16 protein-coding genes are annotated in these 15,999 nt (G+C 32.4%); 2 read left to right on the top strand and 14 right to left on the bottom strand.

Features of this window, described 5'->3' with window-relative positions; all coding sequences use genetic code 11:
- Window positions 1-4 precede the first annotated feature (4 nt).
- From BOW57_RS12620 to lipA, 3 genes are all read right to left on the bottom strand, one after another.
- Window positions 5-2,173 (bottom strand): ATP-binding protein, encoded by a 2,169-nt coding sequence (locus tag BOW57_RS12620; RefSeq protein ID WP_129054703.1) that lies wholly within the window; start codon window positions 2,171-2,173, stop codon window positions 5-7.
- 26 nt (window positions 2,174-2,199) lie between these two features.
- On the bottom strand, window positions 2,200-3,198 hold the full coding sequence (gap, locus tag BOW57_RS12615) for a type I glyceraldehyde-3-phosphate dehydrogenase (protein WP_089057963.1): 999 nt from the start codon (window positions 3,196-3,198) through the stop codon (window positions 2,200-2,202).
- A gap of 85 nt (window positions 3,199-3,283) precedes the next feature.
- Entirely contained in the window at window positions 3,284-4,150 is an 867-nt protein-coding gene (gene lipA, locus BOW57_RS12610) for a lipoyl synthase (RefSeq protein ID WP_129024572.1), read from the bottom strand.
- Window positions 4,151-4,406: 256 nt separating this feature from the next.
- On the opposite strand from lipA, the gene BOW57_RS12605 reads away from it, so the two are divergent.
- A complete protein-coding gene (locus tag BOW57_RS12605) occupies window positions 4,407-5,276 on the top strand; it encodes a M48 family metalloprotease (RefSeq protein WP_129054700.1) in 870 nt (289 codons plus the stop codon).
- Between the two features lie 213 nt (window positions 5,277-5,489).
- Window positions 5,490-6,362 (top strand): M48 family metalloprotease, encoded by an 873-nt coding sequence (locus tag BOW57_RS12600; RefSeq protein WP_129054698.1) that lies wholly within the window; start codon window positions 5,490-5,492, stop codon window positions 6,360-6,362.
- A 71-nt stretch (window positions 6,363-6,433) separates the two neighbouring features.
- On the opposite strand, the gene BOW57_RS12595 is transcribed toward BOW57_RS12600, so the two are convergent.
- The 11 genes from BOW57_RS12595 to BOW57_RS12545 form a co-directional block, all read right to left on the bottom strand.
- Window positions 6,434-6,814: a PH domain-containing protein gene (locus tag BOW57_RS12595; protein ID WP_129054696.1), complete on the bottom strand. Its 381-nt coding sequence runs from the start codon at window positions 6,812-6,814 to the stop codon at window positions 6,434-6,436.
- Window positions 6,815-6,865: 51 nt separating this feature from the next.
- Complete coding sequence (locus tag BOW57_RS12590) at window positions 6,866-7,600, bottom strand: DUF4184 family protein (RefSeq protein WP_129054694.1); 735 nt, start codon at window positions 7,598-7,600, stop codon at window positions 6,866-6,868.
- Window positions 7,601-7,729: 129 nt separating this feature from the next.
- Window positions 7,730-8,557 carry an energy transducer TonB gene (locus BOW57_RS12585; protein WP_129054692.1) on the bottom strand — a complete coding sequence of 276 codons (828 nt, stop codon included), beginning with the start codon at window positions 8,555-8,557 and terminating at the stop codon, window positions 7,730-7,732.
- A gap of 154 nt (window positions 8,558-8,711) precedes the next feature.
- Entirely contained in the window at window positions 8,712-9,263 is a 552-nt protein-coding gene (locus BOW57_RS12580) for an RNA polymerase sigma factor (RefSeq protein ID WP_089055874.1), read from the bottom strand.
- Window positions 9,254-10,360: a glycosyltransferase gene (locus BOW57_RS12575; RefSeq protein WP_129054690.1), complete on the bottom strand. Its 1,107-nt coding sequence runs from the start codon at window positions 10,358-10,360 to the stop codon at window positions 9,254-9,256. Before BOW57_RS12575 ends, BOW57_RS12580 begins: the two co-directional genes overlap by 10 nt.
- 84 nt (window positions 10,361-10,444) lie before the next feature.
- Window positions 10,445-11,059: an FMN-binding negative transcriptional regulator gene (locus tag BOW57_RS12570; RefSeq protein ID WP_129054688.1), complete on the bottom strand. Its 615-nt coding sequence runs from the start codon at window positions 11,057-11,059 to the stop codon at window positions 10,445-10,447.
- Window positions 11,060-11,126: 67 nt separating this feature from the next.
- Complete coding sequence (gene murB / locus BOW57_RS12565) at window positions 11,127-12,140, bottom strand: UDP-N-acetylmuramate dehydrogenase (protein ID WP_129054686.1); 1,014 nt, start codon at window positions 12,138-12,140, stop codon at window positions 11,127-11,129.
- Window positions 12,141-12,250: 110 nt separating this feature from the next.
- A complete protein-coding gene (locus BOW57_RS12560) occupies window positions 12,251-13,354 on the bottom strand; it encodes a histidinol-phosphate transaminase (RefSeq protein WP_129054684.1) in 1,104 nt (367 codons plus the stop codon).
- 75 nt (window positions 13,355-13,429) lie between these two features.
- Window positions 13,430-14,488, bottom strand: a complete 1,059-nt coding sequence (locus BOW57_RS12555) for a glycosyltransferase (RefSeq protein WP_129054682.1) — start codon at window positions 14,486-14,488, stop codon at window positions 13,430-13,432.
- 78 nt (window positions 14,489-14,566) lie between these two features.
- Complete coding sequence (locus BOW57_RS12550) at window positions 14,567-15,247, bottom strand: DUF2461 domain-containing protein (RefSeq protein ID WP_129054680.1); 681 nt, start codon at window positions 15,245-15,247, stop codon at window positions 14,567-14,569.
- Window positions 15,248-15,257: 10 nt separating this feature from the next.
- Complete coding sequence (locus tag BOW57_RS12545) at window positions 15,258-15,956, bottom strand: thioredoxin domain-containing protein (RefSeq protein WP_129054678.1); 699 nt, start codon at window positions 15,954-15,956, stop codon at window positions 15,258-15,260.
- Window positions 15,957-15,999: the final 43 nt, after the last annotated feature.

Genomic DNA, 15,999 nt, shown 5'->3' with positions numbered 1-15,999 from the left:
TACTTTAAAAAAACTTGGCGATTGTGCTGTAAAACTCATCTGGAACAAATGGTTTTGTAATAACATCATTCATTCCGTAAGATAAAAGCATATCTCTGTTTTCGTCAAGCGAAATCGCAGTCAACGCAATAATAGGAGTTGTTTTGTCAAACTCTCTAATTTGCTGCGTTGCTGTTGTTCCGTTAATACCTGGTAAATGAACATCCATTAAAATCATATCGAAACGCTTTACTTTTAAAAGCTCAACAGCTTCTTCTCCGTTATCGATAATTTCGCAAGTTATGGCTTTGTTCTCCAACATTTTTCGAGTAATCATCTGATTGATTTTATTGTCTTCAATCAGTAAAATTGATTTGTGCTGTAATTGAGAATCGTCGTATGTTTTTTCTTCTTGTACAACCTCCAAAGCTTCTTTGTTAATTTTAAAATCTAATTTAAAAGTAAAAGTAGATCCTTTGCCAACTTCACTTTTTAGTTTTATTTCGCCGCCCAAAAGTTCAATTAGTTTTTTTACAATAGTAAGTCCAAGACCAGTTCCGCCATATTTTCGATTTACCTCTATTGATCCTTGCGAAAAACTCTCAAAAACAGTTTGCAATTTATCTTCAGGAATTCCAATTCCAGTATCAACAATTTCAAAATAAACCGTTGCCGTATCATCTTCTTCAGCGTACAATTTTGCAATTACATTTACATTTCCGTTTTGAGTGAATTTTAGCGCGTTGTTGATTAAGTTCAATATAATTTGAGACAATTTAGTAGGATCACCAATTAAATTGTCAGGAATTGATTTGTCTATCTCAAGATTGAAATAGTTTTTATTGGCTGTGGCCAATTCTTTTAAAGAACTTTGAATATTAAAAAGAAGCTCTTTCAAATTAAAGCTGATACTTTCAACTTCCACTTTAGTAGAATCGATTTTATTAATTTCAAGAATTTCGTTGATAAAAGTGGTCAGGTAATTTCCTGAGAATTTTAAAGATTCTAAGTATTTTAGCTGCGTTTCTTTTGGATCGTCTTCAAGTAATAAATGAGTAATTCCGTTGATTGCATTCAATGGTGTACGGAGTTCATGGCTTACTGTTGATAAAAATTCGGATCTGGCTTTTGAAGCTTTTTCGGCTTTGTTTTTAGCAAGGATTAACTCTTTGTTTTTTTCTCGTAAAAGAAGGTTGTTTTGATTTCGAATAATGTTGTTTTTGTATAAAGCTAAACTCAAAAGCGATAGAATCGAAATTAAAGCAATTGCCAAAATACTAACCAACTTAGAATAGCGATAGGTTTTTAATTGGATTTTTTCTTCGCTTTCACGTTTTATACTATTATTTAAAGATTGATTTTTTTTGAATTTCTGATATTCATTAAAATCAATTTTAGCATTTTTTAATTTTAAAATGTAGTTTTCTAATTGATAATGTTCATCTAAATAAGAATAGGCAAGATCAAAGTTTCTATTTTTTTTATAATACTGACTGATGGCTAAAACAATTTTAGATTTTTGCGGAAGATCATTTATCATCGCATTATAATCTAGTGCTTTATCAAAATAAATTATGGCAGAATCATTACGTTTAAGTGCGCTTTCAATTAATCCAAGTTGATAGTAAGAACTGCTTTTTGTTTTTAAAATAACAGGATTGTCAGGTTTTTTAGTGATTTTTTGTAAAGTCTTAGCCGCTGATCGTAAGTTTTGATTTGCCTTAAAAGCCATTGCTTTTTGATAGCTGAGAACTTCGGCGCTGTCAACAACTCCTAGCTCTTTTATAAGGTCTTGAGCTTTTGCGTAATATACATCGGCAGTTTTGTAGTTGCCCATTGCTGTGTTTGCAGCACCAATATAATGCAGCGCCAAAATTTTTGTGCAATTGGGTTTTACACTATCAAATGAGGATACACTTTTATGAAAGTTCTTTAAAGCTTCGTCGTATTTTTGCTGATTGTAAAATATTTTTCCAAGCTTAAAGGTTTGATTGGCTAGATTTTGGGTATGATGATGTGTCTCACAAAAATCAATTGATTTTTTAGTGTAAAAAACAGCATTATTGTATTTTTTATTGTTAAGATTTTTATTGGCGAGTTTATTGTAATAGGAAACACTATCCGTATTCTTTTTAGTTTGAGAATACAAAAATGAATTAAAAAAACAAACCAGAATAAGAATGTGGTATTTCATGTATTGCAATGCTTTTACAATGAATTCTATTTTTTTCTTATCAGTAAAATCAAATCTATTAATCTTGATGAATATCCAATTTCATTATCATACCAGCCCACAACTTTTACCATTTTATCAATAACAGATGTAAGTTGTGCATCAAAAAGGCACGAATGCGTGTTGCCAATTATGTCAACAGAAACGATTGGATCTTCAGTATAATCTAGTATTCCTTTTAAATTTGTTTTTGAGGCTTCTTCAAATGCTTTATTAATTTCTTCAATACTGACAGCGCGTTTTACATTAAACGTTATGTCGGTCAATGAACCATCAGGAACAGGTACACGAATGCCGCAGCCTCCTATTTTTTCATGCAATTTAGGAAAAATTTTTGTTAATGCCTTAGCTGCACCTGTAGTTGTTGGGACAATTGACTGACTTGCGCCTCTCGCACGGCGTAAATCCTTATGTGGCTGGTCGTGAAGACTTTGGTCAGTTGTGTAAGAATGTATTGTTGTAATGTAAGCTTGCTCAATTCCGCATAATTCCTCGATAATTTTTATCATCGGAGCTGCATTATTTGTTGTACAGCTTGCATTTGAAACAATGTCTTCCGTTCCGTCCAAAATAGTTTCATTTACTCCTAAAACAACAGTTTTTATTGTGTCTACTTCAGAAGGAGCAGAAAGGATTACTTTTTTTGCCCCAGCTTCTATGTGTGCATTTAATTCTTCGTGTGTTTTATATTTTCCTGTTGATTCTATAACAAAGTCGATAGAATGACTTTTCCAGTCTAAGTTAGAAATGCTTTTTTCGTGAAAAAATAAAAAGTGTCTATCATCAACAATTATCCCATTTTCATCATGAGATACCTTAAATGGCAAAACACCATGTATGCTGTCGTATTTTATTAAATGCGACATGGTTTTGTTATCAGCAATATCGTTAATTGCAATAACTTCAATTTCAGGGTGGTTTAGAAGCAGACGGAATAAGTTTCTTCCAATTCTTCCAAAACCATTAATAGCAATTCTTGTTTTCAATATTTTGTTTATTTGTTTAATCGTTCAGCCGTTTAATCGTTTAATCAATTCGATTAAACGATTAAACAGTTAAACAAATAACCTTTTATAATATGTGTTTTTGTGCTTTGTATGAAGAACGAACTAACGGACCGCTTTCTACATGTCTGAAACCTAATTCTTGGCCAAATTTTTCATATCGAGCAAATTGTTCAGGCGTAATGAACTCTTTTACTGGTAAATGTTTTTTACTTGGTTGTAAGTACTGTCCAATAGTAACAACATCAACATTTGCATTTCGCAGGTCGGTCATAGTTTGAAAAACTTCTTCTTCTGTTTCTCCAAGACCTAACATGATTCCAGATTTAGTTCTGTTTATTCCTTTTTCTTTCAAATAACGCAAAACTTCTAAACTGCGATCGTATTTTGCTTGAATACGAACTTCTCTAGTTAAACGTCGAACGGTTTCAACATTATGCGAAACTACTTCAGGATTTGCTTCCACAATTCTATCAAGATTTCTTTCCATTCCTTGAAAATCCGGAATTAAAGTCTCAAGTGTAGTATTCGGATTCATTCTGCGAATCGCTTTTACAGTTTCAATCCAAATTATTGAGCCGCCGTCTTTTAAATCATCTCTATCAACACTTGTAATAACAGCATGTTTGATATTCATGATTTTTATAGAACGAGCTACTTTTTCAGGTTCATCCCAGTCTACTGTTTCTGGTCTGCCGGTTTTAACACCACAAAAACCACAAGATCTAGTACAGATGTTTCCTAATATCATAAAAGTAGCAGTACCTTCTCCCCAGCATTCTCCCATATTTGGGCAGCTTCCAGAGGTGCAAATCGTATTTAAACTGTATTTATCGACTAAACCACGTAGTTCAGTATATTTTTGTCCAATTGGTAATTTTACCTTCAACCATTTAGGTTTTCCAGGTGGTATGTTTTCAATGACTGTTTCCATATATCATAATTCAAAGTACAAAGATACGTAATGTAGTTTATTTGGAGATGCTAATTTAATTTTCGTTTACAGTTTGTGTTTTCTGATTTATTTAAAACTATTAAATTCAGCTATTAATTACTTGTATTTAGACATTTTTCTTGCTTGATTTTTTAAAAACTAAATTTTGTCTTATTCTGCTATAAATTTAGCGTTCCAAAGCAATGTAAAATTATTCCTGTAGTAATTTTGCTGTTAATTTAAAGTTTTAAAAAACATGAAAAAGAGATTTATTGTATTAGGGATTTTGTTAACTGCTTTTAGTTTTACTAGAATGAATGCGCAAATACTTTCAGACAAAGCGATGGGAGCATTAGGCAAAGGTGTTTCAGGATTTACTTTTAGCGACGCAGATGCAGCGGCTTTGGCTAAAGAATCGGTTGCTGAATTGGATGCAAACAATCCTGTTGCGGGGACTGAGGATGGTTATTCAATTCGATTAAATCGTTTATTTGGAAAGCATACTTCTACTGAGGGTGTTAATTTAAATTATAAAGTTTATTTAGTTAGAGATATTAATGCTTTTGCTTGTGCAGATGGAAGCGTTCGTGTATTTGCTGGTTTAATGGATATTATGGATGATAATGAATTGCTTGCAGTTATCGGTCATGAAATTGGTCACGTAGTTAATCACGACACAAGAGACGCTATTAAAGCAGCTTATAAAAAAGAGGCTTTGTTAGATGCTGCTTCATCACAATCTGGAAAAATCGAGACTCTTACAGGATCTCAATTAGGAAAAATTGGAAGCGCAATGATTGACAGTAAGCATAGTAGAAAACAAGAATCTCAAGCTGACTCATTTTCGTATGATTTTATGAAAAAGAATGGTTACGATGTAAATGCGGTGGAGTCAGCTTTTAGAATTCTTCAAAATTTAAGTGAGGGTGCTGAATCTTCTTTTATGACAAAAATGATGAGTTCGCATCCAGATTCTGGTAAAAGAGCAGATGATGCTAAAAAGAAAGCAACAAAAGATGGTTTGTATAAAGCTTATCTACAGCAGAAAATTGATAATACTGCGCCTGTAAAGGCAAAAGCAGCAACAAAAGCACCAGCTAAAAAGACGACAACAAAGAAAAAGTAATATTTTTCATAAAACCTATAAACGGTAGATTCTCTAGAGAACTTGCCGTTTTTTTGTTATAGCGTTGAGTATTATGAATAATAGCTGTAGGTCGTTATAGAACTCATCAAAAATTTATATCTTTAATTTGTTAAAAAAAACAAGCTTTTCGTGAAATGAAATAGTATTTTCTTGTACTACATTTGTTGTTAAATAATAATTATGTTTAGAGATATGAAAAAGAAATTTATTGTATTAGGAGTTTTGTTTGCTGCTTTTGGATTTACAAAAGCAAATGCGCAAATTAATTTAGGAGATAAAGCAATTGGAGCGGTTCAAAAAGGAGTAACGGCTTTTACATTGACTAATGCTGATGCTGCGGCGTTGTCTAAAGAAGCAGTCGCGAAATTAGATACTGAAAATGAAGTGGCTGGTCCAACGGATGGTTATACATTACGATTAAACAGAGTATTTGGAAAGCATACTGCAGGTGATGGATATACTTTGAATTATAAGGTATACAAAGTTAAAGATGTGAATGCTTTTGCTACTGCAGATGGAAGTGTACGTGTCTATTCGGGTTTAATGGATATTATGGATGATAATGAATTGCTGGCTGTAATTGGTCATGAAATTGGCCACGTTGCCAACAATGATTCCAGAGATGCAATGCGTGCGGCTTACCAAAAAGAAGCAGTAATTGATGGAGTTTCTTCTCAATCAGCAAAAATATCTTCAGTAACCGATAGTCAGTTAGGAAAAATCGGAAGCGCTATGATTGACAGCAAGCACAGCCGTAAACAAGAAAGTGAAGCGGATTTATTTTCGTATAATTTCTTGAAGAAAAATGGTTATGATGTGAATGCAGAAGAATCAGCGTTTAGAATTTTGGCAAAAATGAGCGAAGGGGCTCAAGCTTCTTTTATTGATCAAATGATGAGCTCACATCCAGATTCTAAGAAAAGAGCAGATGATGCGAAAAAAAGAGCTGAAAAAGACGGTTTGTATAAACCATATGTGCAGCAAAAAATAGATAATACGGTTCCGAAAGCTGCAACCACTAAAAAGCCAGCTACAACCAAAAAAACAACAACCAAAAAGAAATAATAATTTCTAGTTTAAAAAAGAGAACGGCAGATCATATATGATCTGCCGTTCTCTTTTTTTGTATACTATTGTTAGCCTAAAACATGATGCGCTAAAACTTTTTGTACGTCGTAAACATTTACAGATTTGTTAAACTGCTTGACGATACTTGGATTCAGTTCGCTTGAAACCCATATTTTTAATTCAGCATCAAGGTCAAAAGTCCCAGCGGTTTCTACGCTGAAACGGGTGATGCTTTTGTAAGCAATAGATTTATATTCGGTTTTACTTCCTGTTAATCCTTGTACGTCAACTAAGATTAGTCTTTTGTTTGTAAAGATAAAAGTATCACGGATTAGTTTAAAACCCATTTCAATTTCTTCATTATCAGTTAATAACTGATCATACTTTTTAAGTAAATCGTCCTGAGTGACAGTACCTGCATTACCCATAAGGGCTGAAAATATTCCCATTTTTTTAGTTTTTAGTTTTTGAATATTAAGGATGTAAAAGTAATTTATTTGCTAATTTTTATTTGGTGTTTTTGCAAAAAAAATGGGAGTTAGTATTAGCGAAAGTAAAGCTACAGAAATTATAGAAACAATAATATTTCCATATTCTTTAATTCCAATACCTGCAGAAAAACGTAAAATTAAAATTAAGACAAAAAATAAGAATGTTACAAACCAATAATTTTTATTGACAGGATTTCTTGAAATTGTATTTTTAGGGAGTTTAAAAAGGGCAAAAAATATAATAACACTTCCTGCGAATGTACTTAAATGTTGTGCCATTTTTAATATGGGAATATCAATGCCAAATAAATAAACAGAATTTTGTAATGCAGCAATGTGATTTACAAAGTACCCGCTCTTATGAGTAAAGCTGTCCCAAAGAAGATGGGATGCAGTGCCAATAAGAATTGAAAAGAGAACTACAATCCAATTTTGTTTGAAATAGTTATTCCAATTAAATGTTGTGAAAATTAAGAGCCTTGATTGGAGGCAATAAGGTGAATTTTGAAAAAGCAGATTTTTAACTTTATTGTGAAAAATAAAAGAAATAAACAGTGCTAGAGGTAAATCAAACCAAAATACGCCGGCTATAGTATGGCTGTAAATACTTTGAATTCGCATTCTGATAAAATATTCAAAATCGGGTATCATACTGCCAATAATTAAACCGGTTAGTGAAAACCATCTTTTATTTAAAAATGGCAGAGGTAAAATTATTGCAGGATGGGCAAAAGTGAATGGCATTATAAAAAAATATTAGTTTTTTACTGCGTTAAAAATAAGATTAATAAATCAATAAAAAACTAATATTTTTTAATTGGTCGGTAGTTTGAAGCATAAAAAAAGCAGAACCTAAATTCTGCTTTTCTATTTTTATTCTACTTCTGTTTTTATTGTTATCGGGAGGTTGTAAGCAGTTCTTACTGCTTTACCGTTTAGTATTCCCGGAGTCCATTTTGTTTTTAATGATTTTAAAACTCTAATTGCTTCTTTTCCCATTCCATAACCTGGATCGTTTTTCACTAGGATGTCTGTAATTGAACCGTCTTTTTCAATTACAAATGAAACATATACTCGTAAAGTTTTTTCAGCATCCAATTCTGGTCTGTTAAAGTTGTTTCCAACATAGGCATAAAATTTTGCCATTCCACCTGGAAATTCTGGCATTTTGTCTAAAACACTTGTGTTCACAATGCCGTTTCCGTTATCAATTGGTTCAGAAGTTCCTGAATTTGCTGAGCCAGTTCCTGGCAGAACATTGACGCTAGTTCCAGTTCCTGTAGTGTTTTCTACAATTGGAACATTGTTAGCATTTGTAGCAATTTCTGGTGTCGCTTGAGCAGCTGAAGTAACAACCGGATTTGTCAATTGCAAAGCTTCAGTAACTGGTGTTGCAGCAGTTTGCTGAGGAGGTGCGATTGGTGCAGGAGGTTCAGGCTGTACCTTAATAGGTTCTGTATTGACTTGTACAACTACCAATGGCTCTGTAATTGGTGTTGCCTCGACAGGATCATGTGTCCTAAATTTATTAATCAGCATCGATACGCTTCCTAAGGCTGCTAGTAACAACAGTCCCATGAATAGTGCTGTAATAGTAGTTTTAGAATTCTCTTGGCGTAATTGATACGCGCCGTACTCTTTGTTTTTGTTTTCGAAAACAAGATCAATCCACTTGTTTTCATAGATGCTTAATTTAGACATGATTTTTGGGTTTTAAGGTTAAGTAACTTTAAATCATACGCGATAAGAATTAGGGTTTTGACAAACAACGCAGAAGTTGTTGTTTTAGTGTGTTAAAGTAAATTTTTTAAGAAAAAATCAAATAATGTGTTATTCTTTTCTTAAAGATAATAAATTATCTGTTACGATTAATGATTTCTGCTAACAATTTTTTAGCGCGAAGTATTTTTACTTTAACATTGCTTAAAGGTTCATCTATTTTGCTGGCAATTTCCTGATACGTCATTTCTTGAAAATAACGCAGTTGAATTACTTCTTGATAATGAGGTTTTAATTCTTTAATACACAGAAGCAGTCGCGATAGATTTTGTTCTTTAATTAAGGCATCTTCAGCAGAAGGAGTAGTGTCAGCGATATTATAAGCCTGCTGATCTTCGGCATCGGTAATTTCTATAAAAAGGTTGGTTTTCTTTTTACGCAATAAATCAATGTAGACGTTTTTTGCAATTGCAATCAGCCAAGTGTTAAATTGAAATTCAGAATTGTAAGAAGCAATTTTGTCAAACGCTTTCGAAAAGGTTTCAATAGTAATATCTTCAGCAGTCGTTTCGTTTTCTGTTCGCTTGAGCATGAAGCTGTAAACTTCATTCCAATAATAATCTAATAAAAAAGTAAAGGCGGCTTGATCGCCTTTTTTTGCTTTTTCTATTTTAGAATTTATTTCCAATATACAGGTTTTGAAAAGATATTAGATATAAAGATATTAATTTGCGTGAATATAAGTGCTATTTCAAGCACTGGAAACCAAATTTTAATATCATTTTCTTTTAATTTTCCTGCAGAGAATCCAATAACAGTCCAAACTATGGTGTAGCGGGTTGCAAGAATTGCCAAGACTGCAATCCATTGAAATTGGAAAGCAAGCAGAATAATGACAGATAAAAAGAAAAACAATTGCGAGCAGAAGAAAACTCCCAACTGAAACTTGTCGAAAAATTTATAATATTCAGCCGTAGAAACGTGTCTTCTTTTTTGAGTAAACCATTCTTTGTACGATTCCTTTGGCTTAGAATAGGTAAAGCTTTCTGGAGTATAAGAAATGGTTGTGTTTGATTTGTTTGCAGCCTGATTAATAAATAAATCATCATCGCCGGAACGAACTTGTATATGATCAATAAAACCATTTACATTAAAAAACTCGTCTTTTTTGTATGCTAAATTTCGTCCAACTCCCATATACGGAAATCCCGCTTTAGTCCATGAAAAATATTGAACAGCAGTTAAAACAGTCTCAAAACGAATGATTTTATTTAATAATGAACGTTCTATTTTTTCGTAACCTCCGTATCCTAAAACAATAGTTTTGTTCATTGTAAATTGCGAAGTCATTGCTGTAATCCATTCTTTTGAAGTTGGGTAACAATCAGCATCAGTAAACAATAAATACTCTTTTTTTGCGGCTTTAATTCCTAATGTCAAAGCGTATTTTTTATTTCCCCAAAAAGCTTCGTTGTTTTTTACTTTAACCAAACGAACATTAGGATATAGATTTTCAAATTCTTCAAAAACCTCTAAAGTTTCATCACTTGAAGCGTCATCAATCAAAACAATTTCAAAATCAGGATAATTTTGTTCAGCTAATAATGGGATAAATTTCTTTACGTTTTCTTCTTCATTTTTTGCGCAGACGATAACTGAAACCGGAATTCTTTTTGGTGTAATATTTTGAGGTTTAGCGAATGCAAACTTTCCAAAAATTCCTAAGTGGTAGAAAACTTGAATAAAAACAATAGCAATAAAGAAGTAAAATAAAGTTATAAGCATATGGTTTTAATGTCTATTAATATCTGAAATTTTGCGAGTACAAAGGTAGTTATGAATTAGTAAATTTCAATGATTAATACAGATTTACTTTCGGCATTTCAACATTTCCTTTGCAACAGCAATAGATTGAGGGTTTTCAGTCTTTTCTAATTCCGAAATTATGTTTTTATAATTATGATCGTCTCTATTTTGCGACAATTTTTTAGTTGCCTGAATTTCGTCAATTTCTATTTCAAAACCAAAAATTCCTCGAGCTTCACGCATTGTTTTAGCAGATAAGTCTTCAATTCTAATAGGATTTTCTGAATTTGCTTCGTATTTGTCAACTAGTTTTTTTAACTGTTCTACCGAAGTTTCGTAGTCAACAATTTTAATTCTTCCATAAACATGTACGGCTATGTAATTCCAAGTTGGTACATTTTCATGATCGTACCAAGACGAAGATATATAACTGTGCGGTCCTGTAAATACCGCTAGAATTTGATCGTTTGCTGCAAAACCTTCTGCTTGAGGATTCAGTTTTGAAATATGTCCCTGTAAAATTTCTTTTCCATCAGAATTGATTTCAAGTTCTATCGGAATATGAGTTGCAAACAATTTTCCGTTAGTTTGATTAATTAGAATTCCAAAACTGTTTTCTTTTAAAAAAGCTCTGATTTCTTCAGGATTCTCGTTTTTGTATAAATCAGGTGTGTACATATTGTGTTTGGTTTATTGCCACGGATTTTCACGAATTAAATTCGTGAAAATTCGTGGCAAAAAGAAATTAAATCACATTTACTTCCGCTTCAATATGAATTCCAAAAGTTTCAAAAACTGTTTTTTGAACTTCTTTTGAAACGGCTAAAATTTCCTGTCCGGTTGCGTTGCCATAATTTACTAAAACTAAAGCTTGGTTTTTATGAACTCCAGCTTCTCCAAAACGTTTTCCTTTTAACCCAGCTTGTTCAATCAGCCATCCAGCGGGAACTTTTACTTCGGTTTCAGAAACTTCGTAAAATTTCATAGCAGGGAACTTTTGATGAATTTTTTTGAAATCAGATTTTAATAAAATTGGGTTTTTAAAGAAACTTCCGCTGTTTCCTAGTTCTTTTGGATCAGGTAATTTACTTTGTCTAATGGCAATTACTGCATTACTTATCTCTTTCAAAGTTGGTTCAGTAATGTTCTTTTTAGCCAATTCAGCCAAAATATCGCCATAAGAAGTATTGATTTTATGATTGCGTTTGGTCAATTTGTAAATAACCGAAGTAATAATGAATTGATCTTTTACCTCATTTTTAAAAATGCTTTCTCGGTACCCAAAATTACACTCAGCATTAGTAAAAGTTTTCATTTCTTGAGTTGCAATATTCATCGTTTCGCAAGAAACAAAAGTATCTTTAATTTCGGTTCCGTAAGCGCCAATATTCTGTACCGGAGTTGTGCCGACATTTCCAGGAATTAAAGACATATTTTCTAAACCGCCAAAATTGTTGTCGATTGTCCAAAGTACAAAATCGTGCCAAGTCTCGCCAGCCTGACTTTCTACCCAAACAAAATCATCATCTTCTTTGATGATTTTTTTTCCTTTTAAATCAATATGAATAACCAGAGCTTCAATATCTTTAGTTAAAAGCATATTACTTCCTCCGCCTAAAATGAATTTTTCCTCATTTTTATTTGCTGACAAAATGGATTTTAATTCAGCAATTGAATGAACGGCAATAAATTTTTTTGCTTTGGCTTCGATACCAAAAGTATTGTAGTTTTTTAAAGAAAAATTGGATTGGATTTCCATAAATAAAAGGCTTTTTTGAGTTCCGAAACTTCGGAAAAATTCTGAGTTCAAAAGTAACGATTATAATTTATTTGAACAGATTTTCTGTAAAAAGACTTTTTTGAGAATTTTCATTTTATGGCTTCAGTAAATTGCTGCATTTCTTTCATAGTTCCTATTGTAATTCTTGTCCATTTTCCATTTTCCTCATAAATTTTTGTTCCCATTATATTGTGGTTTTCCAATTGCTTAAAGTAATCCTTTTTGTAATTTTCTAAAGAAAAATAAACAAAATTGGAATAAGACGGAATGCAGGTTAAGCCCAACCGAGTAAGTTGCTCTACGGTATATTTCTTTACTTCTTCATTTAAAGAAGATACTTCTCGAATAAATTTTTCATCATTTAAAGATGCAATTGCCGCAGCCATTGTTACCACGCTGATGGATAAATTAGGAGATGATTTTAAAATACTGAGTTCTTCAATTGTCGAAGAGTTCGCAACGGCATAACCTATACGCGCGCCAGCCAAACCATACATTTTTGAGAAAGTTTTAGTGATTATTAAATTCTTATTTTCCATTACAAGATCGCTTAATGATTGTTCTTTGGTAAAATCGATATAAGCTTCGTCAACAAAAATAATTGCTTTTTTTGAAGCTTCTTTTACAAAAGAAACTAACTGTTCTCTATCGCAGATTGTTCCCGTTGGATTATTAGGATTGCAGATATAAACCATTTTAGTATCTGAATCGATTGCTTTTAACATTGCTGTTAAATCATGCTTTTTATCAGCAGTTAACGGAACTGTGATTTTTTTAGATCCTAATTTTTCAGAAGGAAATGTCCAATAGTCGAAAGTGGTTTCGGCAAGTATAAAATTACCTTTTTTTAAAGAAGTGTATTGAAGTACTAAATCTAAAATTTCTGTTGAACCTGCGCCCAATAGAATATTATTATCTAAGACATTATTTTTCTTGGCAATTAAAGAAATTAGTTCTCCTGAAGCATTCCAGCCGTATCGATTGCTGTTGTTAATGCTTTTTTGCATGGCAAGACGAGCTAGCGGCGAAGGTCCGTACGGATTTTCATTCGACCGTAATAAAATAGGAGATTTGTCTAAACTTGGAGCGATATAATTTTCTAATGGAGGATTTGCAAATGCGTCAAATTGACAAAAGCCTAATCCTATTGTGCCTAATCCGATTTGTTTTAACCAGTTTCTTCTATTGCTCATATAGCTTTCAGAATTAAATTAGAGAATTCATTAAAACAGTATGTCGCTGAGCTTGAAAAAAAGTTACGCTTACAGTTAAATAGATCTAGAGTTGAGGAGTTTATGATATTTATCTGCAATAATTTTCATATTGGAGTTATAATTAGCATTTTCTTCTACAAATTTTCTGTTTTGCAAAATGGCATTATTTCGAGATTCAGCATTTTGAAAAGACCAGATCAATTCCTTAGCAAGTTGTTCGTTGTCATCGATTGTTATTAATTGTCCGTTTTCGCGATGCTTGATCCAACTTTGATTTCCAGGAACGTTTGAAACAATAGGATAACATTGACAAGCCATTGCTTCGAATAAAGATGCCGAAACACCTTCGGTAATAGGCATGCTGATATAGATATTTGATTGCTGTAATAATTTTGGAAGTTCTGTATTTTGGATTCTTCCTGCAAAAATTACTTTAGTTTCAATTTGTAATTTTTTTGCCAAATCTTTTAAAAACTCTAATCTTGTTCCGTCACCAACGATGGTTAAGGAAAAATCAATTCCTTTTTGATTAAGAATAAAAAATGCCATTAAAATAGAGTCATGTTGATATTCGGGTTCTAAAGAACGAGTGACAATAGCTTCTATTTTATTTGAATTGTTTGTTGAAGGCGTGAAAAGAGATAAATCGATTCCTTTTGGTAGAACTATAACTTTGTTCATGTCAACTCCAATAGCTTTCATGGAAATTGTCATTACGGGTCCCCAAGCATGAATTAAATGTGCTTTTTTGAAGGCATATTTCTGAATGATTTTTTTTAAAGGATACAAAATAGAATCTTCCGGCCATAAATCTGTTTGACCTTGCTGTGCAATGATAATTGTTTTCGAACCAGTTAATGCTGCAAGAAATCCGTAACTTGTGGTTCTTTCAGCAATAACAATGTCTGGTTTTTCTTTTGTAATAATTTTTTGGATTGAAATTGGGGCGAAAAAATACTCTAGAATACGTTTGAATCTGTTAAATTTAGAAGTGTTTGGCGTTTGAAGTTCCCAAGTAATAATTTCAAAATCGCCAAATTCTTTTAAACCGTTCCTCCAGGTTGTAGCGTCGGCACGATAAGATTCTCCAAGAAAAAGTATTTTTCTTTTCATTAGCAAAATGTTTTTCGCCACAAGTTTCACGAATTTATACTAATTGAATTCGTGAAATTTGTGGCGATTATTTTTTTTCTAAAACTCTTCGTCTGTTTCTAAAGCGCGATTGATAAAATCATTTAAAGGTTTTAGCGCGATTAATTTTTTGCTCATTTTAGAAACAAAATCTTTTTCAGTCACTTCAGAAATATCATATTTTTGAGTTGCAGTGAAGCTTTTCAGTTTTAAAAACTCGATTGCAGGATGTTCTTTTTCGTAACCTCGCGGCGGGTTTTTCAGCGAATTGTTTTCGTTTACATCTAAATTTCCAAACTCTTTCTTGAAAGTTTTATCCGCTAAAAGAGCCTCTAAATCATCATGGAAAAAAGCAATTTCTTTACGAACTTTTTTTAAATCTTCAGATTCTGGAGAGTAAAATCCGCCGGCAATAAAACTAGCTCCTTTTTCAATATGCACATAATATCCCGCTCGGTTCAAACCTTTTGTTCCGCCAGAAATCCAAACACCTAAATGTGCTTTATAGGGAGATTTGTCTTTTGAGAATCGAATGTCGCGGTTGATTCTGAAGGTGCAGTTTTTAACTTCTAATAATTCTAACGAAGAATCAAGCGGTTTCATTGCGTCTAGAAAATCACTTACCAATTGATGGTAATCTTTTTTGAAGATTTCGTAGCGCTTTTTATTGTCTTGAAACCAATCTCTATTATTGTTTTTCTTTAAATCGTCTAAAAATTGCAATGATTCTTTCGTTAGCATATTTAATGTTTTATTGCAGTTGTTTTCTTAATTCTTCTTCGCTGATGTATCCGATATTTTTCTTTTTCATTGTTTTATTTTCATATAAAAAAGTTGTCGGAAGCTGTGTTATTTCCATTTGCTGTGCTAAATCTTTGTTTTTATCTACATCAATTCTGATAATAACTGCTTTATCAGCTAATTCTTTTTCTAGTTTTAAAATGTGAGGCTCCATTTGTTTACAAGGACCGCACCATTCAGCATAAAAATCAACAAACACTTTTTTATCCGTATTTAGTAAGGCATTGAATTCATTCATTGTCATTCCGTTTTCAGAAGCTTCTGCATTTGGAGCGTTTTTATCATTCCAATTAATGAATCCTCCGTCAAGTTCATAAACAGATGTAAAGCCTAATTCATTTAGTTTTGCCGCTGCTTTTTTACTTCTTCCGCCGCTTAAACAATAAACAAATACAGGTTTCGATTTGTCGTAAGCAGCTGCTTTTGAATCGAAATCGTCGCCGTTCCAGTTTACATTTACAGCTTTATCGATATGTGCTGATGCAAATTCATCTGGAGTTCGAACGTCTAAAATTTGCGGATTTTCAGTTGTTTTAATTTTTTCGGCAAACTCTTGTGGTGAAAGTGATTCAAATGAAGTCGCTTTTTTTTCGTTACAAGAAAAGAGTACAAGTGAAACTATTACCAATAAGATTTTAGGGAATTTCATGCTGTTGTGGTTTTAAAAATGATTTAGGCTAAAATAATGATTT

The organism is Flavobacterium sp. YO64, assembly GCF_004119505.1.
GTDB classification, from domain to species: Bacteria; Bacteroidota; Bacteroidia; order Flavobacteriales; family Flavobacteriaceae; genus Flavobacterium; species Flavobacterium oncorhynchi.
Note: the sequence above shows the minus strand (reverse complement) of the source record. Positions and strands in the feature narration are given on the sequence as shown.